This is a genomic window from Clostridium oceanicum (assembly GCF_039521385.1).
Lineage (GTDB): Bacteria > Bacillota > Clostridia > Clostridiales > Clostridiaceae > Clostridium_F > Clostridium_F oceanicum.
Genome location: NZ_BAAACG010000001.1, coordinates 285,877 through 308,032 on the forward strand (window position 1 = coordinate 285,877; position 22,156 = coordinate 308,032).

The window sequence follows — 22,156 nt, forward strand, 5'->3', positions numbered from 1 at the left end:
CACAAAATAGAGGATTTAAAAAGATTTACTATTAATATCAATATATAAATAAAGTATATTGTATTAATAGAATACCTAAAATTATTAGACTTAATAGAAGGTGATAAAGTATGGCAAAAATATTAGCTGTTGATGATGATAAGGCACTTCTAATTCTTATAAAGAATATACTTAAAAAAGATGGACATTTAGTTACTATAGTATCTGATCCAACTACAGTTTTAGAAGAGGATCTTGGCAAATTTCAATTGATTTTACTAGATATTATGATGAACAAAATTGATGGTTTTACTTTATGCAAAAATATCCGTAGTAAGGTAGATTGTCCAATACTATTTCTTACAGCAAAATCTATGGAAAATGATATTATGTATGGATTAGGGATAGGTGGAGATGATTATATATTAAAACCTTTTGGTAAAGGAGAATTAAGGGCAAGAATTAGTGCTCACCTAAGACGTGAAAATCGTGAAAAGAGAAATGTAATTTATCTTGGGAATATTGAATTGAATTTATCTGGCAAGGAGATAACAGTTCATGATGAAAAAATTTCACTTACAAGAAGTGAATATGAAATTTGTGAATTTTTAGTTAGAAATAGAGGGCAAGTATTTTCGAAAGAGAGATTATATGAAGGTATTTTTGGCTTTGATGGAAAAAGTGATAATTTAGTTGTAGTAGAACACATTAAAAATATAAGAGCAAAGTTTTCAAAGTTTAAAGTTTCTCCTATTGAAACGGTTTGGGGGATTGGATATAAGTGGGCGTAAAAAATAAAACAAAACTTAGAACTATATTTATTAAATACTTATGTGTATTTTGTATAAGTACAGTTGTAATTATTATTTTATTATTAGGATTTTATTCTATATTATTTTCAAAAATAGATATAATTCCTTCTAATTATGCTGAAAATAAACTTATGAAAAATAAGAGTGAAATTGCACTAAGTAAAAAGGTTACTGAAAGTTTAATTCCAGATACTTGTGAGTATGGAGTTTATACAAATAAAGGAAAGTTTATCTCAGGGGATTTTAGTTTAAAAGAAGCAAAAAAAGCATGGAGAGCAGTTAAAAATAGCGAAAAAGGTAGCGATTTTTTTAATTATTATCTAAAAATACCTAGAGAAAATCAAGTATGCATTGTAAAATATCATTTATCTAGCCAATATGCTTCTCCAAAACTTCGTAAGTTTTTGCCAAGTCCAGATTTGTTTTTAATATTTTTATTTTGTATTGCTTTTATATTAGAAGTTATATTTTTAGCTTATACTTTTGGTAAGAGATTGACGAAAAAGATGGATTTACTTCAAGATGCAGCAGATAAAATACAAAATCAAAACTTAGATTTTAAGGGAGAATATAGCAGCGTAGTAGAAATAGATAACGTACTTTCTTCAATGTATGAAATGAAAGAAGAATTAAAAATATCTAAGAAAAAACAGTGGGATTTAGAAGAGAAAAGAAAAGAACAAATATCTTCTCTTGCCCATGATATAAAAACTCCACTAACCATTATAAGAGGAAATGGAGAACTTTTAGAGGAAACAAATCAAACTGATGAACAAAAAGAATATACAAGCTATATTGTCCATAGCGCAAAGGATATGCAACAGTATGTTAAAACATTAATTGAAATTTCAAAGGCACAGATGGGATATACTCTTAAGATAGAAGAAATAAATACTAAAAAATATATAGAGGAAATATTAAGTCATATAAAGGCTTTAACATCTATAAAAAGAATAAATTTAGATTCAAAAATTGGGAAAGTTCCAAATAGCTTTAAAGCTGATTTTATATTACTTAAAAGGGCAATTATGAATGTAGTTTCAAATGCTATTGATTATACAAAAGAAAATGGAAGAATAATATTTTCTGTAGATCAAATTGAAAAATATATTAGATTTAAAATTGTAGATAGTGGAAAAGGATTTTCAAAAGAATCCCTTCTAAAAGCAAAGGACCAATTTTATATGGATGATTCAAGCCGAGGGGGAAAATCACACTATGGAATGGGACTTTATATAACAAACACTATAGTAAAAAAGCATAATGGCAAAATGGAACTTTTAAATTCAAAAACTACAAAGGGAGCAGAAATAAACATATATATTCTTTTACCTATGAACAAATTTTAGAAACCCTTATTTGTTTTTGTGATATATACGTTTAGAAAAATATTTGTTTGAGCATTATGGAATTAATATTTTTCGGATATATCTAAAAAAATAAATTAGGATTTTTTAGTGAAGTGAGTAGTTTTTCTAGAAAAATATAAAGAAATATTTAAAAGGTAGGACGATATTTGTTCTACCTTTACATAATGGAATTATGAAACTGCATATTTTACAAATATGTTTCTATCTTACTTGAATTATTTCTATATTAATAAAAAATATGTTTATAATATTCTAAATTTTTTATTGAAATTGTTTTCTACATGTGATATTATTTATTTAAAGCAAAATACAAAATATCGTACATTGAAAGAGTGAGTATATGGATATAAAATCAAAGCTAATGCAAAAAAATGGATTAATGGCTATGACTTTGGCAAAAGAATTTTTGCCTATGGAGGAAGGAGATAGAATCCTTACAGTAGCCCAAATATCTGAAAAATACAAGACTGCTAGGGGAACAGTGCAGTCAGCTTTGAAATTCTTACAAGAGAATGATGCAATTGTATTAGAACCAAGAGGTCATTTAGGAACTTTTATAAATAGAATATCTTATGAAAAATTATTAGAAATAGCAGATATAAAAACTATAGTAGGTGTTATGCCATTACCTTATTCTAAAGGTTATGAAGGATTAGCAACTGGTCTTTATAATACTTTAAGTGGTACATCTTTTGATATATCTTTAGCATATATGAGAGGAGCTAACAATAGACTTCAAGCTTTAAAAGAAGAAAGATATGATTTTGTAGTTATGTCTAAACTAGCTGCTCAGCATTATATAGATGCTGGTGAAGATATAGAAATAGTTTTAGGATTCGAACCTCATAGTTATGTAAATGAGCATGTAATTGTATTTAAAAGTAAAGAGGATGAACAAATAAAAGATGGAATGAGTGTAGGAATAGATTATTCTTCCATAGACCATCAGATTTTATCTCATTATGAATGTGGAAATAAAAAAGTTAAATATGTGTCTATGATTTATAGTCAAATTTTAAATAAAATTTTAAGCGGTGAAATAGATGCAGCTATATGGAATAAAGATGATGTAAAAGATAGTGGTAAGAAGTTTAATTTTCATTCAATTAGTAATGAAAAATTTAAGTATGCTGATACAGAAGCAGTTATAGTGGCAAATAAAAGTAAAGAATATTTAATAAAAATATTGAATAAATTTATAGATAAAAGTCAAATACTAGATATACAAAAGAAAGTTGTAAATGAAGAAATGATTCCTAATTATTAAAGTGTTAAATTATCCGATTATTAAAAAAAAAAAGAAAAAGAAGTTATTAATTCAATTTAGTTAATTTTTTTAAAATTAATATACAAAATTCAGTATATTGTACAAAAGGAGGAGAGAGAATGGATTTAACGGTAAGATTACAAATATTAAAGGATTCAGGACAAATTGATGAAGAGATTTATAATAATTTATTAAAAGTAATTGAGAGTTTTAATAACAATTTTCAAATCAAGCTTTTAGAAGAAAATGGTGGTATGTTTATAACTCATCTTGCAGTAGCATTAGCTAGAATAAAAAATAAGGAATTAGTAGAACCTATAGAAGAACTTATATTTGAAGAAATTAGAAACGATAGTAATTTTGAAAAAGCTAAGGAAATCTTAACTAAAATGGAAGAAGACATAAATATTTCAATTCCTGAAGTAGAAAAAACTTTTATTTTAATGCATATAGTAACTCTTCTTAGTAAATAAAATATTTAATTTAATATATAAATTTAGGAGGAATTATAAATGGTGAAAATAGTTATTGGGGGACAGATAGACAAAGAAAAAGTTGCAAATATTACAAGACAAATAGCTGGTGATAAGGCAACTGTAGAAGTGAAAACAGATATTGAAGCTGCAATGGCAGTAAAAAATGGGCAGGCAGATTATTATTTAGGTGCTTGTAATACTGGAGGGGGAGGAGCATTAGCAATGGCTATAGCACTTTTAGGTATGAATCTTTGTGCTACAGTTTCTATGCCTGGCAATGTAAGAAGCGATGAAGAAATCATTAAAGAAATAGAGTCTGGTAAAAAAGCTTTTGGATTTACACCACAACATGCAGAACAAGTAATACCTGTAATAATAAATAAAATTTTAACTTAAAGATAAAAAATAGGAGGAGGATTTTCTTATGGAGTTTGTATTAAAATATGTAATCATAGCTTTATTAGGTGCATTGGCATCAATTCTTGCCAATAAGGGTGTTGCAGTATTTAATGATGGATTAAGACCAATAGTTCCAGAATATCTTGAAGGAAGAATGGACAAAAAAGCTTTAGCAGCTACTTCCTTTGCATTAAGTTTTGGATTGGTTATTGGATTTGGTATACCAGTTTCAGTAGCAGCTTCTATAATACTAGTACACAGTATATTATTAGGAACAGATATTATAGGAACTTGGTGTCCTAAAGGAAAAACTGGAATAGTTGTAGCTGGTGTAGTGGGAGCTTTATATGGAGTAGGTCTTGTATCAGGACTTGAATTTATAGTAGATGCTTTTGCAAAACTACCAGTTAACTTTTTACCTCAACTTGGACAAGTTGGATCACCAGTAATTGCAGCTTTTGCTGTATTCCCAGCATTAGTTGTAGCTTACCAATATGGGGCTAAAAAAGGTGCTATAACTTTAGTAATATCATTTTTAGTAAGACAATTCACTTTATATTATGGAAAATTGAATTTTGATGGAGCTACAATAAAAATTGATCAAGAAGGAATGGCATTACTTGCAGGTATGATAATAATGCTTGTTTTTGCAATAAGAGAAAAACCAGACCCTAATGCACCTAAAGTAGATTTAGTTTCTATATTTAGTGAAAGGGTTGCAAAAATTAAGAAAAATCTTCCTATATTAGCTGTTATGGGCGGATTAATTTCAGCAGCTACAAGCTTGACTTTATTAGCAGGAGATCCTATCTCATTAAATCTTCTTAAAGAAGGAAAAAACATAGAAGCAGCTATGACAGCTTTTGCAAGAGGTATTGGATTTATACCATTAGTTGCAACTACAGGTATAACTACAGGAGTTTATGCTCCAGCAGGAATGACTTTTGTATTTGTAGTAGGTCTTTTAGTTAAAAACCCAATAATATCTTTTGTTGGTGGTGCAGCAGTAATGGCTCTAGAAATACTTTTACTTGATGTTTTAGCAAAAATGTTAGATAAATTCCCAGGAGTTAAAAAATGTGGTGACAATATAAGAACTGCTATGAGTAGAGTTTTAGAAGCAGCATTACTCTTCGGTGGTATGATGGCAGCAAATGCTATGGCTCCAGGATTAGGATTATTCGTAGTTGTAGGTATATACGTTATAAACAAAACTTCTAAGAAACCAATTGTTGATATGGCAGTAGGTCCAGTTGGAGCAATATTTGTAGGTATATTAATAAACGTACTTTATATATTAGGATTATACTTACCAGTTTAATAGAGAGTAAAAATAATATATTAGGGGGTGGATTCACCTCCTAATATTATGAAATTAGGAGAGAGTGCTATGAAACTAAAGGATGGTATAACTTTTCATCATGAGCATGTAACTATAGATTTGTCTGGTGTAAAGAAAAATGATGATTGTAATGTAAATTGTTTTGATGAAACAGCTACTGAATTTAAAGAATTAAAAAGTAAAAATGTAAATAACATTATTGATGTTACTAATAGAGGGATTGGAAGAAATATAGAATATATTTTAAAGATGGAAAAAGAAACAGGAATGAATATTTTATGTTCAACTGGATATTATAAAGAACCTTTTTTCCCTAAGGAAGTTTACGATTTATCGGAAAAAGAGTTATCTAAAACAATGATAAAAGAGATAACTTGCGGTATTGAAAATACAGAAATAAAAGCAGATGTTATTGGTGAAATAGGTACTAGTAAAGATAAAATTACAGAATCAGAAAAAAAAGTATTTAAAGCAAGTTCAATGGCACATGTTGAAACAGGGAATCCAATAGTAACTCATACAACTTTAGGAACTTTTGGGTTAGAACAAATAGAAATTTTTAATAGTTATGGAGTTAATTTAGATAAGGTAATAATTAGCCATGTAGATTTAACTGGTGATTTAGAATATATTTTAAGATTAATAGATAAAGGCGTTAATGTGGCTTTTGATACTATTGGAAAAGAAAATTATAAGCCAGATAAACTTAGAGTAGATTTACTTAAAGAAATATGTAGAAGAGGGCTTAGCGAAAGAGTTTTAATGTCTATGGATATAACTAGAAAATCTAATTTAAAAACAAGAGGTGGAATAGGATATTCTTATTTAATAGATAACTTTATTCCAAAATTAAAAGAAGCAGGATTAACTTCTAAAGAAATAGACAATATGACAAAAAATAATATTAGGAGAATCATATAATCTATAACATAAAACCAATAATCTGAGAATACACAAGGATTTTTCAAGGTGGATTACAGAAAGGAATGGATAAAAATGAAGACATATCCCTTAGAATCTATATCACTACAGGATGCAAAAACTTTTCAATTTAAAATGGTAGATATAATAAGTAAACATTTTAGAGGTAAGGAAATTTTATCTTTAGGTGACTTAGGTGTGGTAAAAGGATTAAATAAACCTAGGTACACAAAAAAAGCAGAGAGGGTTTTAGCAGAATTTTTTAATGGAGAAAGTGCAGCTTTTGTTAGGGGAGCTGGTACAGGAGCATTAAGATGGGGAATTATTAGTTTTATGGAAAGTAAAGATACAATTCTAGTACATGACGCTCCAATTTATCCAACTACTGAAGTTACTATTAAAACTATGGGTATTAAAGTAGTTAAAGCTAATTTTAATGATAAAGATGAAATAAAAAGAGTGCTTTCCAAAAATAAAGATATAAAAGGAGCTTTAGTACAATATACAAGACAGAAAATTGATGATAGCTATAGCATGGAAGATGTAATAAAAACTATAAAAGAATTTAATAATGATATAAAAATAATTACTGATGATAACTATGCTGTTATGAAGGTTAACAAAATAGGAACTCAATGTGGAGCTGATTTATCTGCATTTTCATCTTTTAAGCTACTAGGTCCTGAAGGTGTTGGTATATTAGTTGGAAAAAAAGATCTTATAGATAAAGTAATAAGTTTGAATTATTCAGGAGGAAGCCAAGTACAAGGGTTTGAAGCTATGGAAGCTTTACGAGGATTAGTATATGCTCCAGTATCTTTGGCACTTCAAGCAGAAGTTAATGAAGAACTTGTAAGTAGATTAAATTCTGGTGAAATAGAAGGAGTAAAGAGTGCTTTTCTTGCTAATGCACAATCAAAGGTTTTATTAGTTGAACTAGAAGAAGAAATTGCAAAGGATGTTCTTTTAGAAGCAGAAAAACTTGGGGCAGCACCAAATCCTGTAGGTGCAGAATCAAAATATGAATTTGTTCCTATGGTTTATAGAGTTTCTGGAACATTTAGAGCTGCTGATAGTAGTTTAGAAAAAAGAATGATAAGAATTAACCCAATGAGAAGTGGAGCAGATACAGTTATAAGAATTTTAAAAGAAAGCATTGAAAAAGTTAGTAAAGATAGAGCCGTTAACTAGAATGTTAGGAATAGATAATACTACTACAGAAAAGGAGTTAAAATAATGTTTTTAGATATAACTAAAAAGAGAAACCCAAATTTAATAAAAACCGCATTTGAGCTTCATCAAAATGGATTGATTCAGCCAGATACTTATATTATAGATTTAGATAATATAGTAGATAATGCAAGAAAAATAAAAAAAGAAGCAGATGAATATGGTATTAATTTATATTTTATGACAAAACAAGTTGGAAGAAATCCAATTGTATGTAAGGAATTAATGAAATTAGGTTATAGCGGTGCTGTTGCAGTAGATTTTAAAGAAGCTATGGGGCTAAAAGAAAATGGTATAAAGCTTGGTCATGTAGGACACCTTGTTCAAATACCTACTAACTTAGTAGAAGATATAGTTTCAGCTAAACCAGAAGTAATTACAGTATATTCAGTGGAGAAGGCTTTAGAAATATCAAAAGCAGCAGAAAAACTTGGATTTGTTCAAAATATAATGCTTAGAGTGTTAGATGAGGGTGATAATTTATATCCTGCTCAATATGGAGGATTTTATCTAAATGAACTTTTAGATAAAGCTAAAAAAATAAAAGAACTTTCTAATATAAATATTTGTGGTGTAACTTCTTTTCCATGTTTCTTATATGATTCAAAAGAAAAATATATAAAAGAAACTCCTAATGTTGAAACTTTGAAAAAAGCACAAAAACTATTAGAAGATAATTTAAAAATAAAAATACAGCAATTAAATATGCCATCAGCTACTTGTGTTTCAAGCATAAAGAATATAGCAAAACAAGGTGGAACACATGGGGAACCAGGACATGGGTTAACAGGTACTACACCTTATCATGCAGAAAATCAAGGAGAAGAAATTCCTTGCTTAGTTTATGTTAGTGAAATATCTCACAATTTAAAAGAAGAAAGTTTTTGCTATGGTGGAGGAAACTATAGAAGATCTCATATGAGCAATGCATTAGTTGGTAAAAGTTTTGAAGACGCTACTAATGTTAAAACTAAAAGTCCTTCTTTAGAAAGTATAGATTATTATATTACTTTAAAAAGCAATGCTAATGTAGGAGATACTGTGGTTATGTCCTATAGAACACAAATATTTGTAACACGTAGCAGTGTAGCTGTAGTTAAAGGAATTAAAGAAGGTAAACCAGAGGTATTAGGAATATATGATTCTCAAGGCAGAAAAATCAAGTAGTATCACTATATAGAAAGCATTAATATATGCATTACTTAATAAAATAGCAGATCTATTAGTGATATAGGATTCCAAAATGAAAAAAATAAATAGCATACTATCTTAAAAGGAGGTAGAAATTTGAATAGATTTATAGTGATAGTTTTAGATGGGTTTGGTGTTGGATATATGAATGATGCAAAAGTAGTAAGACCATCAGATGTAGGTGCAAATACTTGCAAACATATATTAGAAAAAAATCCACAGCTTAAGTTGCCTAATCTAGAAAAATTAGGACTAATGGATGCTTTAGGTGAAGAAGTTGGAAGCTTAAAACTTCAGAAAAAAGCTACTTTTGGAAAAGCTGAATTAGCTCATTTAGGTGCAGATACTTTTATGGGACATCAAGAAATTATGGGAACACTGCCTAAACCTCCTATAAAAGAATCTTTCATGGCTGTAATTAATAAAGTTTATGAAGGGTTAGAAAATAAGGGATATAAAGTTCAAGTAAAAGAAGGTAAAGAAGGAAAATTCCTTATAGTTAATGATGCCCTTACAATTGCAGATAACATTGAGGCGGACTTAGGACAGGCTTATAATGTTACAGCAGCTTTAGATATAATGCCTTTTAAAGATGTACTTGCTGTAGGGAAAATAGTTAGAGAATATTCTAGAGTATCAAGAGTTATTACTTTTGGAGGGGAAAATGTAACCCTTGAAAATATCTTAAATGCTGTAGAGGAAAAAGGTAATGGATTTATTGGTATAAATGCTCCTAAATCTGGAGTTTATAACAAAGGATATCAATGCATTCATTTAGGATATGGTATAGATCCAGAAGTTCAAATTCCTACTATACTAGGGAAAAGTGGAATAAATGTAACTCTTTTAGGTAAAGTTGCTGATATAGTTTCTAATGAATATGGAAAAAGTATTTCTTGTGTAGATACTGAAGAGGTGCTTAAACTAACTATTAAAGAAATGAATTCTATGGACAAAGGATTTATTTGTACTAATGTTCAAGAAACAGATCTTTGTGGACATAGAGAAAATGTTGAAGAATACTTTAAAAAGCTTTCTATAGCAGATAAATATATAGGTCAAATAATAGAAAAACTTAAAGAAGATGATATACTGTTAGTTATGGCGGATCATGGAAATGATCCAACTATAGGTCATAGTAAGCATACTAGAGAAATGGTACCTCTTTTAATTTCTGGAGAGAAAGTTAAAAAAGTATCTTTAGGAATAAGAAACACATTGTCAGATGTAGGAGCTACTGTAGCAGACTACTTTGGATTTACTTGTCCAGAGCACGGAACATCATTTTTAGATAACATTGTTTAAATACTTTTAAAAATATATATGTGATTGTTAGAGGAGATTGCTTAAAATATTTTAATATATGTGTAGTTATGTATGAAATTAAATAAAAATTTAAAATCAATATACAAAATTACGTATATTCTTTTACGATTGGAACCTATTAATAGACAAACTATTATAAGGTTCCAAGTGGTTTTAGTTTATAAAATTTATATAGTAATTTGATTTATTGTTTGTTTTTATATGACAATTGAAATTGTTATGGAAAGGTGATTTAAATTATGAGAATAATAGTTGTAGATAATTATAAAGAAATGAGTAAAAAAGCGGCAGCAATGATAGCAAGTCAAATAATTTTAAAACCTAATAGCGTATTAGGATTAGCTACAGGAGATACACCTCTTGGGATGTACAAAGAATTAATAGAAATGTATGATATGAAACAAATAGATTTTAGAGAAGTAAAAAGCTTTAATTTAGATGAATATTATGGCTTAGAAAAAGAAAATAGTCAAAGTTATCATCATTATATGATAAAAAATTTCTTCAGCAATATAAATATAGATAAAGAAAAAATAAATATCCCAAATGGAAAAGCTAAAAATATTAAAAAAGAGTGTGAAAATTATGATAAAAAAATAAGTGATTCTGGAAATATAGATATTCAAGTACTAGGAATTGGTGTAAATGGTCATATAGGTTTTAATGAACCTTCCGTTGATTTTAAAGCTGGAACTCATCTTGTAGAGCTTGATGAAAAAACTATTAAATCTAATTCAAGATTTTTTAATTCAATAGAAGATGTACCTACAAAAGCTATAAGTATGGGAATAAAAACTATAATGAATTCTAAAAAGATAGTTTTATTAGCAAATGGAAAAGGAAAAGCAGATGCTATATTTAAGACAGTAAAGGGAAAAATATGCCCAGAAGTTCCAGCTTCAGTTTTACAGTTTCATAATGATGTTACAATAATTTTAGATAAAGAAGCAGCAGGGAAATTAGAGTCTTAATATAAAATAAAAATAAGACAGTAATTATTCGCTGTCTTATTTTGCATAATAAATTTAAGCTTTTAAGTTGCTATTGTTATTTACATTTGATTGATTATTTATGTTCTTTTGTTTTGCATATACTACAAATCCTAATATCATGCTTGGAATAACGAGGAATATATAAGGAATAAACATAACTCCTGCAAAGATAAAAAATTACCAGTAATTACTTGACAAGAAAATAAAAAAGTAATATATTAAATGTGTACCAAATAAGTATAGTATTAAAGGAGTAGTTATGAAGATTACACAAGAAGCTGATTATGCTCTTAGAGTAGTACTTTATTTATCTAATTTAGGATATGGAAAGAAAGTTGAAGCTAAGGTTATATCAGATGCAGAAAAAATACCATTGAGATTCTTATTAAAATTATTAAGAAAGCTTATAAAAGCAGATATAATAAAATCTTATAGAGGAAAAAGTGGTGGATATTCATTAGACAAATTTCCCGAATCTATAACTTTAAAAGATGTAGTAGAGGCTATAGATGGGCCTATATGCATAAACAGATGTTTAAAGGATCCGTCTCTTTGTAATGCAAACAAACAAGGAAAGTGTATGGTTCATAATGCTTTGTGTAAAATACAAAAGGTTATAGAAGAGGAATTTGAAAAAGTTACTTTTGAAGATATAATCACTGAAAATAAGGTATTATAATTATAGTAATAGTTCAAATTGTTTATACATCATTAAGATAGTTAATTACATAATTAAAATATTATAAGTAGTAATATAAAATTTTAAAAGAACTTTTAAATATAGAAGTTCTTAAATTTTTAAAATAAAAGTATACCAAAAAGGTAAACATAAGGAGGGGCATTTCATGTCAGATTGTTCAAGTTGTAATATGTGTCAAATAGCAGATAGTAAACTTAAAGGTTTTATAAAAACTAAGGATGTTGAAACATCTTTTAATAGGATGATAGATCAAAAAACAAAATGCAAATTTGGAAAAGAAGGAGTATGTTGTAAGCTTTGTGCTAATGGACCTTGTAAGATAACACCAAAGTCTCCAAGAGGAGTTTGTGGTGCAGACGCTGATACTATAGTTTCAAGAAATTTTCTAAGAGCAGTAGGGGCAGGAGCAGCTTGCTATCTACATATAGTTGAAACAACTGCAAGAAACTTAAAAAAAGTTGGAGAAAGCAAAGGAAAAATAAAAGGGATAAAAACTTTAGATGAATTAGCTAGAATATTTGAAATAGAAGAAAAAAATGCCCATGAAAAAGCAGTGAAAGTAGCAGATATGGTTTTAAAGGACATATATAAACCAAGATTTGAAAAAATGCAGCTTGTAGAAAAATTAGGTTATGCTCCAAGAGTTCAAAAATGGAAAGAGCTAAATATAATGCCAGGAGGAGCAAAATCAGAAGTTTTTGATGCTATGGTTAAAACTTCTACTAATTTAAACAGTGATCCAGTAAATATGCTTATGCACTCTTTAAATTTAGGAATATCTACAGGATTATATGGACTTACTCTTACTAATTTACTTAATGATGTTATTCTTGGAGAGCCAGTAATAAGAAAGGCTCAAGTTGGATTTAAAGTTGTAGATGAAGATTATATAAACATAATGATAACAGGACACCAACATTCAAGTATAGCTCATCTTCAAGAAAGATTATTAGATGATGATGTAGTAGAAAAAGCTAAAGAAATTGGAGCAAAGGGATTTAAAATTGTTGGATGTACTTGTGTTGGACAAGATTTACAATTAAGAGGAGAGCATTACAAAGAAGTTTTCTCAGGACATGCAGGAAATAATTTTACAAGTGAAGCTTTATTAGCTACAGGTGGAATAGATTTAATGGTTTCTGAATTTAATTGTACTGTTCCAGGAATTGAAAAAGTTGCAGATAAGTTTAAGGTTAAAATGATTTGCATTGATGATGTTGCTAAAAAATCTAATGCAGATTATCTTGAATATTCTTTTGAACAAAGACAGAATATAAGTGAGACTATTATAAATGAAGCTTTAAATAATTATAAAAATAGAAGAGATAAGGTTAATATAGAGATTCCAAAGGATCATGGATGTGATGATGTTATAACTGGAGTTAGTGAAAAATCATTAAAGGATTTTTTAGGTGGAACATGGAAAGGTCTTGTTGAATTAATTGCTTCTGGAAAAATAAAAGGAATTGCTGGAGTTGTAGGTTGTTCCAATCTTTCAGCAAAAGGACATGATGTATTTACGGTAGAACTTACAAAGGAACTTATAAAAAGAGATATACTTGTTCTATCAGCAGGATGTTCAAGCGGTGGACTTGAAAATATAGGCTTAATGTCCCCTAGTGCTGCAAATTTAGCTGGAGATAGTTTAAAAGAAGTTTGTCAAAGTCTTGGCATTCCACCAGTTTTAAACTTTGGACCTTGCCTTGCTATAGGAAGACTTGAAATAGTAGCAACAGAACTTGCTCACTTTTTAAATATTGATATACCGCAGCTTCCATTAGTCTTATCAGCACCACAATGGTTAGAAGAGCAAGCACTTGCAGATGGAGCTTTTGGTTTAGCTTTAGGTCTTCCACTTCATTTAGCAATACCACCATTTATAACTGGAAGTAAAACTGTAACAAAAGTTCTAACAGAAGATCTTGAAAATATAACTGGTGGAAAAATGATTTTAGAAGATGATATAATTAAAGCAGCAGATAAACTAGAAGAAATAGTATTAAAAAGAAGAGATGGTTTAGGAATATAATAAAAAATAATCAGTTATAACAAAAAAATATAATGTAGAGTTGAATTTACTAAAAAATTACAACTCTACATTATATTGCTAATAAATGATAATATAAATTATAATACAAAGATAAAAATAAGTCAATAGTAGAACTAAGAACAGAGTTATATATTTCTAAAGAGTTTTTTGTTTTATTAATGAATATTAACCTATTTTTAATTTAACAATTATAAGTTTTTTAATTATGTAAATAGCTGAAGTAAAAAATATAAATAGTAAAATTAAATGAAGGAGAAATTTATATGAACTATTTCAATGATGAAAGAAAGGTTAAAGAATATATAAAAATGTGTGAAGATACAAATAGCAAAGAACTTATAGATATTTTGAAAAATTATTTAGAAAAAGATTCTTTGCTATTAGAACTTGGCATGGGTCCAGGGAAAGACTTAAATTTATTAAAAAAGTATTATAATACTATTGGTTCTGATAATTCACAACTATTTTTAGATATATATAAAGAAAAGAATAAAGATAGTGAGCTTTTATTTTTAGATGCAGTAACCATAAATACAGAAAAAAAGTTTGATTGTATATATTCTAATAAGGTCTTGCAGCATTTAACAAGAGAAGAACTTTCTAATTCTATATTAAGGCAAAAGGAAGTTCTAAATGATGAAGGTATACTATTTCATACCTTTTGGAGAGGGAATTCAGAAGAAATATATGATGGATTAAGGTTTGTTTATTATGAGAAAGAAGAACTTATAAATATTTTTGAAAAGTATTTTAATATAATTGAAATAAACTATTATTGTGAAGAGAAAGAAAAAGATTCTATATATATAATATTGAAGAAAAAATTATAATATTTTTTTATTAGATATTAAGTACTATATAAAAACTTCGAATTTATTAGTAAATAAGGTAATAATAGGAAGTTGATTCATATGTTTATATCTAAAGAAAGAAGTGAATTTTATGGGTAAACCAAATAACAACAAAGCTAAAATTTCTAAGTTTATTAAATTAAAAGATATTTTAAAAAGAAGAGTAAAAATATATATAGGCAGTCCTGAAAACAAAACTAAAGAAGTTAAAAGAGAAACTACCTTTGGTATATTAGAAATACTAAGTTGGATTGGAGCCTAGGCTTTTTCTCTATTAAATAGAATAAATATAAGAAAAAACCTATTTCAATTATTGAAATAGGTTTTAATTTTAAAGTCTGTTAAATTGTAAATTTAATTTACCTTCGCCGGACTTGTTAATATTTTCAAATTTTAAAGTCCATTTTCCAACTTTTTTATTAAATTTCTTTGTTTCTTTTAGCGGTTTATTAGAAGTTACTGTTTCACTCCATTGTATATTTCCCTCAGGGTCTTTAAGGGTGAATTTAACTTTACCTTTAGTAAGAATTAAGTTTATTTTTAATTTCATTCCTTTAAAATTATCTTCAACAGTATAATCATAAGTATCAGTAATTTTAGATCCTTTTTTAAGGGTGTAATGAGCTGAACTTTCATTTTTTATGATGCAGCCTGTTAATGATAAAAGAAAAATTGATAGTATTACTAATAATGTTAATTTTCTTTTCATTGTAGTTCCTCCTGAAATAATATAGTTAGTAATTAAGATGTATAAATAATAAGTATATTGTAACTAATTATATTTTTAATTTCAAATTATTGGTATAAAAATAATGATTCTTAGTATAGACTAAAAATAAAATAGAATTTTTTAGTAAAGTGAAAGTTTTTACTAACAATATATTCTTTTGGTTAAAACTGCTTTTGTTTTAAAGTGCATATAATTATTTTTGTAATATTATATAATTATTCATATTGCTTTAATATCCATCCTTTATTATTAGATAAAGAAAGAACATACTGGAGGATGAACAAATGACGAAATTATTTAAGGGTATTTTAATAGCAATTATTTGTGGGGTTCTAGTTTTAGTCTATTCCTTATATATAGAACCTAAAATTTTAGTGAACCATGAGTATGATTTAAATAAAGAAAAATCAGGTGAAAGCCAAAATATAAAAGTAGTACAGCTATCAGATATACATATTAGTGAGAATTATACAGAAAAGCAATTGGAAAAGATGGTTGAAAAGGTAAATAAATTAGAACCGGATATTATTACTTTTACAGGAGATTTATTTGATAACTATTCTAAATATGGACCTGTAAAAGAAACAGTAGAAGCTTTAGGAAAGCTAAAAGCCAAATATGGGAAATATTCTGTATGGGGAAACCGTGATTACGGTGGAGGAGCAAGTAGGCAGTATGAAAACATCATGAGAGATTCAGGATTTACATTGTTGAAAAATGAAGGAGTAAATATTCATATTGAAAATGGAAAAAAGATATTTATTGGAGGATTAGATGATGCTTTATTAGGAAACTTAGATGTAGATAATGCACTTAGAAAAATGAAAAAAGATTCAGATTATAAAATAATGCTTATGCATGAACCAGACAAAGCAGATGTTTTGAAAGATAGTGAGTTGAATTTAATATTAGCAGGTCATAGCCATGGAGGACAAGTTAAGATTCCTCTTTTAAAAAGGACTAAAACAGCTTTAGCTAAAAAATATATAAGTGGTTTTTATACAATTAACGAAAAAACACAGTTAAAGCTTTATGTTAATACTGGAATTGGAACAACTCGTATTCCAGTTAGATTTATGGTTCCACCTGAAATTAGTATATTTAATATTGCTATATAAAAACATTAAAGATTCATATTTTATTAACGTTTAAAACAAAATATTTTAAAAATTAACTTTTTACGACATAATTTCAAACATTTAAGACAAAATGTTCCCAAGTTTTACACTATTTTGGTATTATTTTATTAATATCTAGAATGTGGGGGGATAAAACTATGATAAACAAAAAGAATGTAAGATTAAAAAGAGCCTTAGCAGTAGCATCTGTATTAACGATACTTGCAGGAGGTCCAGCAACTAAAGTCCTTGCTAGCAGTAATACTGGAAATGCAATTGTAGAAAATGAAGTAACTGTAGACAATCATCAAAAGGCAGAACAATTGGTGAAAGAAGTTGTTGCCAAAGCAGATAACATCATTGTTACTAAAAATGTGAGAGAAATGAACAATATAATTGATGAGCTAGTTCAACTTAGAAGGAATATGGTTAAAAGAATGGGGATAAGTACAGAAGATAGCTTAGTTAATCAAGTAAAAGATAAAACACAAGCTTTAAGAGATAGGGCTAGAGAGGTTATCCAAAATAAAGTAGAAAAAGAACAACAAAGATTAAGTAATACTTATAAAAATGCTACAACTATTCCTTTAGTAGAAAATCCTAACTGGTATAATGAAGGACTTCCAGAAGAAGTAAAAGTTAGAGAAGTAGAAAGTATACCTGAAAATGTTATAATTGATGTAGTAGCACAAGAAGATAAGGAGTTAAAAGGGGATGGCCTTTTTTATGCAGCAAATCCTATAGATGTTATGGGAAAAGATTATTATAGTCATACTCCTATGCAATTAGTATTACTATCTGATACTGCAGGAAGAGGAGATATAAAAGGATATTTGGACAAAAATGGAAACTTCTATGAAAAACCTGAAGCTTTACCTAGTGGGTATTTTAAAAGCGGAGAAGTTATGTTTAGTGTAGTAGTAGATGGTAACAGTCCTATGGTTAAAGGAACAAAAGTAATAAATAGATCTTATTGGAAGCGTTGCAAAGCTGCTAGCTTAGGAGAAAATGAAAGTACTAATTTAACAAAAACTACTACTTATGGAGTAAATAATTCAGAAGCTATAAGTATTGCAAAAACTACAGGAACTAATTTTTCAATAAATGGAGATTTAGGAGCAAGTAATATTGGATCTGGAAAAGTTGGTATAAACTATTCTGTTGAAAATAGTTTAACTAAAACATTTAATAGAACAATTTCCATTTCTAATAGTGTGACAGATAGTATTAGACACGTATTTGAGAAAAATGGCAAAAATCGTAAGGTTGGATTATATCAATTCGTAGAGAGATTTGAACAAGTTCCTAAGAGTGAATATAATATACATTATGATACTACAAACTTTGAAATGGCACAAAGATATGCTGAAGATAAAAAAATAAAACTTGTATTTAATAGACGAAGCCAATTAAATACATCAGAGTTTACTAGTGTAGACATTGAAGAAGGACAAACTTCAATCCATTCTGTAAGATAAAGAAAAAGGGATAGATTACTTTAAAGATTATATTTTATATTAAAATAAAAAATATTAATTAATTTTAAAGATAAAGAGCTTTCTATGATTAAAATTATTATGGAAAGCTCTTTTAAAAGTATATTTATATTAAGTTAGAATTTTACTAATAAATATTAAATACTAATTACTAAAAATTTAATAAAAAGGTTAATATAAAATTATGAGATTAGAATTTATTAGTAAGAAATTCTTTTACGATAGATATTTATTTAGAAACAGTATCTTTTTCAACTATCATATCAAAACCTTTTATAGCAACAATGGTTAAAGGATCACCTTTTTTTATTATACCATTTTTAGAGTATACAGTTTTTTCTCTATCTCCAATAAAAGCTTTACCTTTATAGTTAAAGTCTTTAGAAGCTACCCCACTTTTCAATAAAAATTGTTCTTCTTTTTTTATTCTTTTATTTTCAATAAATTTTCTTTCAATAGCTACAAGTGGGGTAAGAATACATAGTAATATTATAGTTTGAATGAAAGAATGTGATATCATTATAATTCCTAATGCCAAGATAAAGGTACCATTTGCGTTTGAACCTCCTCTTTGACTTCTTCCATAAAAGAAAGGAAGATCTGAATATTTTTCAATTCCTAGCCATATGAATCCATATATTGATGCAAATATACCTAATATTCTTAAGATATCGATTGGAGCTATAGCCATAAGACTCATATCATTAAATTTCTCAAATAAAATTTTTAGAATTTGTAATCCTATTGTGCATAAAATGAGCATAACAATGTGAAACCAATCAATAGTTGGAGGGTGCACAGAATCTAACATCTTTCCAGCAGTTTTTGGATCTCCCATGTCTTTAACAGCAGCTTTTTCTGCTTCATCTTTAGAATATCCCATCTTTAGATAGGCTTCCTTTTGATCGGTAATGTGATCTTTAATTTCCATACAAATCTCCTTTCTCATTTTTCTATTAGATATACTTTTACTCAAAATTTTTAAATATTCAGCTTCCATCATATTACTGTACCTCTATTTCTAGCACAGAGGCCATAGTTTTAGCATACTTTTGCCATAAAGATTTTTTATCTTCTAGTAACTTATTCCCTTCAGCCGTCAAAGAATAGTATTTGCGTCTTTTGCCTTTAATTTCTTTTTCATAAGATGTTAAATATTTTTGCTTAACTAAACCGTGAAGTAGAGGGTACAAGGTACCTGCTTTAAACTGAAACATATCATTAGACATAATTTGTAATGTTTCAATCATTTCATAACCATACATATCTTTCTTCTGTAATAATTTTAGTATAAGCATACTCATATTCCCAGAATATAAATTCTTATCAGTAGCCATTTATTTCACCTCTTTCATATATAGGTAATCTATACATATATTGGTTAATTCAATTGTATATCGATAATCTATATAAGTCAATAGAAAAATTTGAAAAATTTAGCAGTGGATAGTTTTAAATATAGGGTTAACATATTATTAATTTTTAATATAATTTAATATAGCTTTAAGTTTATTTTATATAATTTATATGATGCAGAAATTAATTACAATAGAACAGCATTTATTTTAGGGAGATGACTTATATTATGAGTATTATAATTTTGAGTTTAAAAATGTCTATAATACAAATACTTTATTTTTTAGGAATATTTATAGGTATAGGTATAATACTGGGGTTTTTAGAAAAGAAAATAAATAAAAACATGCAAAGAGCTTTTGGATGGAATGGAGTTTTAATGACTGCTGTAATAGGTACACCGGTTCATGAAATTGGTCATATGCTAATGTGTTTAATATTTAATCATAGAGTAAATAAAGTATGCTTGCTTAATACATCTGGTAAAAATGGTTACTTAGGATATGTTCAGCATTCTTTTAATAGATCAAGTATATATCAAAGAATAGGTAACTTTTTTATAGCAATGGGGCCTTTGTTTAGCGGTTTAATTGTTTTATTAACTTCAATGTATTTTTTCATTCCAAAATCATTTAAATTGTTTGTAAATTATTTGAAAAATATAAATCCAGAAACTATTTCTTTAGAGAAATTTTTAAGTAATTCTTTTAGTATTTATAAGTACATATTTAATATGGAAAACATAAAATCAGTAAATTTTTGGATATTCTTATTTATAGCTATTAGTTTGTCTGCACATATTGCATTAAGTTTAGTTGATATGAAAAATCAAATTGAAGGGCTAAAGTTTATATTTGCAGTTATATTTATGGTTAATATAGTAATATACTCTTTAAATTTAAAAATAGTAGCTTATTTACGATTTGTAATATACTATAATCAGATAATATTTGCTTTATTCTCAATAACTTTAATATTTTCAGTTTTAACTTATTTGATAAGTAAAATATTAGCACTTGTAAAATCTAGAAATGTTTATTAAATTCCAGATTTCTTAAATGCTTTGTTATGAATTTATTCATTAAAAGATAAAGAATGTCACTTGAAAATAAAATTAAACACTAGATGTATAATGAAGTATACCCTTTAAAGTATTATAGAGGATTTTTTCACCTATATATATTTTAAAGGGTTATTTTTGTTTAATGGATAGGTTGTAGTAAATAATAATTTTTATAATAAATCAATATTTAAAATGTTAAAAAAATTTAAACTTTTTATATTTAAAGAAAGATGTAAAAAGCTATAAAACATCGTAAATGTTAGAAACTTTAAGATTAAAAGACTTGATGGCTTCTTTTTCATATTTAACATATAATTAACAGTTCATATGGATAAAATGTGTTAAAATGGGTAACAAGGAAAAATAATAATAAAAATTAACAATATTACATGTTATTATTTAAATAGGTTTTATACAAGATAATTTATTGACTTCAAGGAGATAGTTTGAGCATTATTAACTATAAAATACTATTCTTTTTTAACAGAGTAAATTTGTAATCATCTCTAAGCATAATTTTAAAATCACAGACATAATATCTTTTATTCAATATTATTTAATATAATGGGAAATATATAACTAATTAATAATAAACTTATAAAACTGTAGTCTAACTTTATAAGTATATAACTTTTGCTAGTTTCTTTAATCTAATGTTAAAGGACTAATTATTTTATCATAAGGTGTATTTACATATGTATACTATTTTTAGAAAAGTAAAGATATGAATTTAAAATTTAAGGATAAATTTAATTATATAAGTTTATTATATGTTGTAACTTATTAAGAAAAATCATATAAAAATTATGAATTTCAATTTAATAAAGTAAGTGTCTTGTACTACATTTTTTATTGTATACAATACATAAATCAGGATATTACTAGTTACTTTTATTAAAAACACGATTTTTAGTAGGTTATAACAAATTATATATAAAAAGGAGAAGTGAAAAATGAAAGATAAAATAGTAGTAAAGATAAATGACGAAGAAATAAAAGAGAGAGAACTTGAGTACATAATAGAAAATACTAAACCAAACAAAAAAATAAACCCTAAAGTTCAAAAGAAAGAATTTATAGAAGGGGTAATAGCAACAGAACTTTTAGTTCAATATGCTAAAAAAAATAAAATACACGAAGATGAAGAATTTAAAATTGCAATGAAATATCTTGAAAAAGAGACTCTTGCAAAAATAGTTATTCAAGAAGAATTAGATAGAATAGTTTCAAGTGGAGAAACAAAAGTTTCAGAAGATGAAATTGATGAATATTTGAAAAAGGATCCTAGTTTAGTAAGTCAATTTAAAAGTGTTGTAAACGAAAAACTTAAAGATATAAATGAAACAGAAAAAGAAACATATTGTGAAGAAAAATTAAGAGCTTATGTAAGAAATTTGCTTGAAAAAATGAAATTAGGTTTAAAACAAGGGGAATTTATAAAAAAACTAAGATCAGAGGCTAATATAGAATATAAATAGATTAATAAT

Annotated in this window: 22 protein-coding genes and 1 pseudogene; 19 read left to right on the plus strand and 4 right to left on the minus strand. The window is 27.1% G+C overall.

Annotated elements, in window-relative coordinates:
• Nucleotides 1–110: 110 nt before the first annotated feature.
• The 11 genes from ABDZ71_RS01325 (at nucleotide 111) to nagB (ending at nucleotide 11,284) form a co-directional block, all read left to right on the plus strand.
• On the plus strand, nucleotides 111–770 hold the full coding sequence (locus ABDZ71_RS01325) for a response regulator transcription factor (protein ID WP_343758062.1): 660 nt from the start codon (nucleotides 111–113) through the stop codon (nucleotides 768–770).
• A complete protein-coding gene (locus ABDZ71_RS01330; RefSeq protein ID WP_343758064.1) occupies nucleotides 761–2,140 on the plus strand; it encodes a HAMP domain-containing sensor histidine kinase in 1,380 nt (459 codons plus the stop codon). Before ABDZ71_RS01325 ends, ABDZ71_RS01330 begins: the two co-directional genes overlap by 10 nt.
• Before the next feature lie 361 nt (nucleotides 2,141–2,501).
• Entirely contained in the window at nucleotides 2,502–3,428 is a 927-nt protein-coding gene (gene yhfZ / locus ABDZ71_RS01335; protein ID WP_343758067.1) for a GntR family transcriptional regulator YhfZ, read from the plus strand.
• Between the two features lie 119 nt (nucleotides 3,429–3,547).
• On the plus strand, nucleotides 3,548–3,901 hold the full coding sequence (locus ABDZ71_RS01340) for a PRD domain-containing protein (RefSeq protein ID WP_343758069.1): 354 nt from the start codon (nucleotides 3,548–3,550) through the stop codon (nucleotides 3,899–3,901).
• Nucleotides 3,902–3,940: 39 nt separating this feature from the next.
• A complete protein-coding gene (locus ABDZ71_RS01345) occupies nucleotides 3,941–4,300 on the plus strand; it encodes a DUF2620 domain-containing protein (RefSeq protein ID WP_343758072.1) in 360 nt (119 codons plus the stop codon).
• Between the two features lie 28 nt (nucleotides 4,301–4,328).
• Nucleotides 4,329–5,624: a YhfT family protein gene (locus ABDZ71_RS01350; RefSeq protein WP_343758074.1), complete on the plus strand. Its 1,296-nt coding sequence runs from the start codon at nucleotides 4,329–4,331 to the stop codon at nucleotides 5,622–5,624.
• 69 nt (nucleotides 5,625–5,693) lie between these two features.
• Nucleotides 5,694–6,566, plus strand: coding sequence for a phosphotriesterase family protein (locus tag ABDZ71_RS01355; protein WP_343758076.1), 873 nt, complete (start codon nucleotides 5,694–5,696; stop codon nucleotides 6,564–6,566).
• 48 nt (nucleotides 6,567–6,614) lie between these two features.
• Nucleotides 6,615–7,757 (plus strand): aminotransferase class V-fold PLP-dependent enzyme, encoded by a 1,143-nt coding sequence (locus tag ABDZ71_RS01360; RefSeq protein WP_425544677.1) that lies wholly within the window; start codon nucleotides 6,615–6,617, stop codon nucleotides 7,755–7,757.
• Nucleotides 7,758–7,802: 45 nt separating this feature from the next.
• On the plus strand, nucleotides 7,803–8,963 hold the full coding sequence (locus ABDZ71_RS01365; protein ID WP_343758078.1) for a YhfX family PLP-dependent enzyme: 1,161 nt from the start codon (nucleotides 7,803–7,805) through the stop codon (nucleotides 8,961–8,963).
• A 120-nt stretch (nucleotides 8,964–9,083) separates the two neighbouring features.
• A complete protein-coding gene (locus tag ABDZ71_RS01370) occupies nucleotides 9,084–10,292 on the plus strand; it encodes a phosphopentomutase (protein WP_343758080.1) in 1,209 nt (402 codons plus the stop codon).
• 260 nt (nucleotides 10,293–10,552) lie between these two features.
• Nucleotides 10,553–11,284, plus strand: coding sequence for a glucosamine-6-phosphate deaminase (gene nagB, locus ABDZ71_RS01375; protein ID WP_343758082.1), 732 nt, complete (start codon nucleotides 10,553–10,555; stop codon nucleotides 11,282–11,284).
• 54 nt (nucleotides 11,285–11,338) lie between these two features.
• On the opposite strand, the pseudogene ABDZ71_RS01380 reads toward nagB, so the two are convergent.
• Nucleotides 11,339–11,479: pseudogene (locus tag ABDZ71_RS01380) on the minus strand (benzylsuccinate synthase); the annotation flags it as partial.
• An 85-nt stretch (nucleotides 11,480–11,564) separates the two neighbouring features.
• On the opposite strand from ABDZ71_RS01380, the gene ABDZ71_RS01385 reads away from it, so the two are divergent.
• From ABDZ71_RS01385 to ABDZ71_RS01400, 4 genes are all read left to right on the plus strand, one after another.
• Nucleotides 11,565–11,984: an RrF2 family transcriptional regulator gene (locus tag ABDZ71_RS01385; RefSeq protein ID WP_343758084.1), complete on the plus strand. Its 420-nt coding sequence runs from the start codon at nucleotides 11,565–11,567 to the stop codon at nucleotides 11,982–11,984.
• A gap of 166 nt (nucleotides 11,985–12,150) precedes the next feature.
• Nucleotides 12,151–14,034: an anaerobic carbon-monoxide dehydrogenase catalytic subunit gene (gene cooS / locus ABDZ71_RS01390; protein ID WP_343758086.1), complete on the plus strand. Its 1,884-nt coding sequence runs from the start codon at nucleotides 12,151–12,153 to the stop codon at nucleotides 14,032–14,034.
• A 284-nt stretch (nucleotides 14,035–14,318) separates the two neighbouring features.
• Nucleotides 14,319–14,885: a class I SAM-dependent methyltransferase gene (locus ABDZ71_RS01395; RefSeq protein ID WP_343758089.1), complete on the plus strand. Its 567-nt coding sequence runs from the start codon at nucleotides 14,319–14,321 to the stop codon at nucleotides 14,883–14,885.
• 112 nt (nucleotides 14,886–14,997) lie between these two features.
• Nucleotides 14,998–15,168: a hypothetical protein gene (locus ABDZ71_RS01400; RefSeq protein ID WP_343758091.1), complete on the plus strand. Its 171-nt coding sequence runs from the start codon at nucleotides 14,998–15,000 to the stop codon at nucleotides 15,166–15,168.
• A 69-nt stretch (nucleotides 15,169–15,237) separates the two neighbouring features.
• Here ABDZ71_RS01400 and ABDZ71_RS01405 read toward each other — a convergent pair whose 3' ends face one another.
• On the minus strand, nucleotides 15,238–15,615 hold the full coding sequence (locus tag ABDZ71_RS01405; RefSeq protein ID WP_343758093.1) for a hypothetical protein: 378 nt from the start codon (nucleotides 15,613–15,615) through the stop codon (nucleotides 15,238–15,240).
• Between the two features lie 305 nt (nucleotides 15,616–15,920).
• On the opposite strand from ABDZ71_RS01405, the gene ABDZ71_RS01410 reads away from it, so the two are divergent.
• Both ABDZ71_RS01410 and ABDZ71_RS01415 read left to right on the plus strand, forming a co-directional pair.
• Entirely contained in the window at nucleotides 15,921–16,754 is an 834-nt protein-coding gene (locus ABDZ71_RS01410) for a metallophosphoesterase (RefSeq protein WP_343758095.1), read from the plus strand.
• A gap of 158 nt (nucleotides 16,755–16,912) precedes the next feature.
• Nucleotides 16,913–18,232, plus strand: a complete 1,320-nt coding sequence (locus tag ABDZ71_RS01415; RefSeq protein WP_343758097.1) for a hypothetical protein — start codon at nucleotides 16,913–16,915, stop codon at nucleotides 18,230–18,232.
• A gap of 247 nt (nucleotides 18,233–18,479) precedes the next feature.
• Here the strand turns inward: ABDZ71_RS01415 and ABDZ71_RS01420 are convergent, their stop codons facing one another.
• Both ABDZ71_RS01420 and ABDZ71_RS01425 read right to left on the minus strand, forming a co-directional pair.
• Complete coding sequence (locus ABDZ71_RS01420) at nucleotides 18,480–19,253, minus strand: permease prefix domain 1-containing protein (RefSeq protein WP_343758099.1); 774 nt, start codon at nucleotides 19,251–19,253, stop codon at nucleotides 18,480–18,482.
• A 1-nt stretch (nucleotide 19,254) separates the two neighbouring features.
• The gene (locus tag ABDZ71_RS01425; RefSeq protein WP_343758101.1) at nucleotides 19,255–19,587 is read right to left on the minus strand and encodes a PadR family transcriptional regulator; all 333 of its coding nucleotides are present in this window, start codon (nucleotides 19,585–19,587) and stop codon (nucleotides 19,255–19,257) included.
• Nucleotides 19,588–19,835: 248 nt separating this feature from the next.
• Here ABDZ71_RS01425 and ABDZ71_RS01430 point away from each other — a divergent pair, with 248 nt between their 5' ends.
• Nucleotides 19,836–20,648, plus strand: a complete 813-nt coding sequence (locus ABDZ71_RS01430) for a hypothetical protein (protein WP_343758103.1) — start codon at nucleotides 19,836–19,838, stop codon at nucleotides 20,646–20,648.
• Nucleotides 20,649–21,622: 974 nt separating this feature from the next.
• A complete protein-coding gene (locus ABDZ71_RS01435; protein ID WP_343758105.1) occupies nucleotides 21,623–22,147 on the plus strand; it encodes a hypothetical protein in 525 nt (174 codons plus the stop codon).
• Nucleotides 22,148–22,156 lie beyond the last annotated feature (9 nt).

Bases quoted from the DNA above. Each gene is read 5' to 3' on its own strand.
- ABDZ71_RS01345 (WP_343758072.1), top strand. From the start codon at position 3,941: ATGGTGAAAATAGTTATTGGGGGACAGATAGACAAAGAAAAAGTTGCA.
- ABDZ71_RS01355 (WP_343758076.1), top strand. From the start codon at position 5,694: ATGAAACTAAAGGATGGTATAACTTTTCATCATGAGCATGTAACTATA.
- nagB (WP_343758082.1), top strand. From the start codon at position 10,553: ATGAGAATAATAGTTGTAGATAATTATAAAGAAATGAGTAAAAAAGCG.
- ABDZ71_RS01410 (WP_343758095.1), top strand. From the start codon at position 15,921: ATGACGAAATTATTTAAGGGTATTTTAATAGCAATTATTTGTGGGGTT.
- ABDZ71_RS01420 (WP_343758099.1), bottom strand. From the start codon at position 19,253: ATGATGGAAGCTGAATATTTAAAAATTTTGAGTAAAAGTATATCTAAT.
- ABDZ71_RS01435 (WP_343758105.1), top strand. From the start codon at position 21,623: ATGAAAGATAAAATAGTAGTAAAGATAAATGACGAAGAAATAAAAGAG.
- ABDZ71_RS01425 (WP_343758101.1), bottom strand. From the start codon at position 19,587: ATGGCTACTGATAAGAATTTATATTCTGGGAATATGAGTATGCTTATA.
- cooS (WP_343758086.1), top strand. From the start codon at position 12,151: ATGTCAGATTGTTCAAGTTGTAATATGTGTCAAATAGCAGATAGTAAA.
- ABDZ71_RS01405 (WP_343758093.1), bottom strand. From the start codon at position 15,615: ATGAAAAGAAAATTAACATTATTAGTAATACTATCAATTTTTCTTTTA.
- ABDZ71_RS01395 (WP_343758089.1), top strand. From the start codon at position 14,319: ATGAACTATTTCAATGATGAAAGAAAGGTTAAAGAATATATAAAAATG.
- ABDZ71_RS01350 (WP_343758074.1), top strand. From the start codon at position 4,329: ATGGAGTTTGTATTAAAATATGTAATCATAGCTTTATTAGGTGCATTG.
- ABDZ71_RS01340 (WP_343758069.1), top strand. From the start codon at position 3,548: ATGGATTTAACGGTAAGATTACAAATATTAAAGGATTCAGGACAAATT.
- ABDZ71_RS01325 (WP_343758062.1), top strand. From the start codon at position 111: ATGGCAAAAATATTAGCTGTTGATGATGATAAGGCACTTCTAATTCTT.
- ABDZ71_RS01365 (WP_343758078.1), top strand. From the start codon at position 7,803: ATGTTTTTAGATATAACTAAAAAGAGAAACCCAAATTTAATAAAAACC.
- ABDZ71_RS01415 (WP_343758097.1), top strand. From the start codon at position 16,913: ATGATAAACAAAAAGAATGTAAGATTAAAAAGAGCCTTAGCAGTAGCA.
- ABDZ71_RS01385 (WP_343758084.1), top strand. From the start codon at position 11,565: ATGAAGATTACACAAGAAGCTGATTATGCTCTTAGAGTAGTACTTTAT.
- ABDZ71_RS01430 (WP_343758103.1), top strand. From the start codon at position 19,836: ATGAGTATTATAATTTTGAGTTTAAAAATGTCTATAATACAAATACTT.
- ABDZ71_RS01400 (WP_343758091.1), top strand. From the start codon at position 14,998: ATGGGTAAACCAAATAACAACAAAGCTAAAATTTCTAAGTTTATTAAA.
- yhfZ (WP_343758067.1), top strand. From the start codon at position 2,502: ATGGATATAAAATCAAAGCTAATGCAAAAAAATGGATTAATGGCTATG.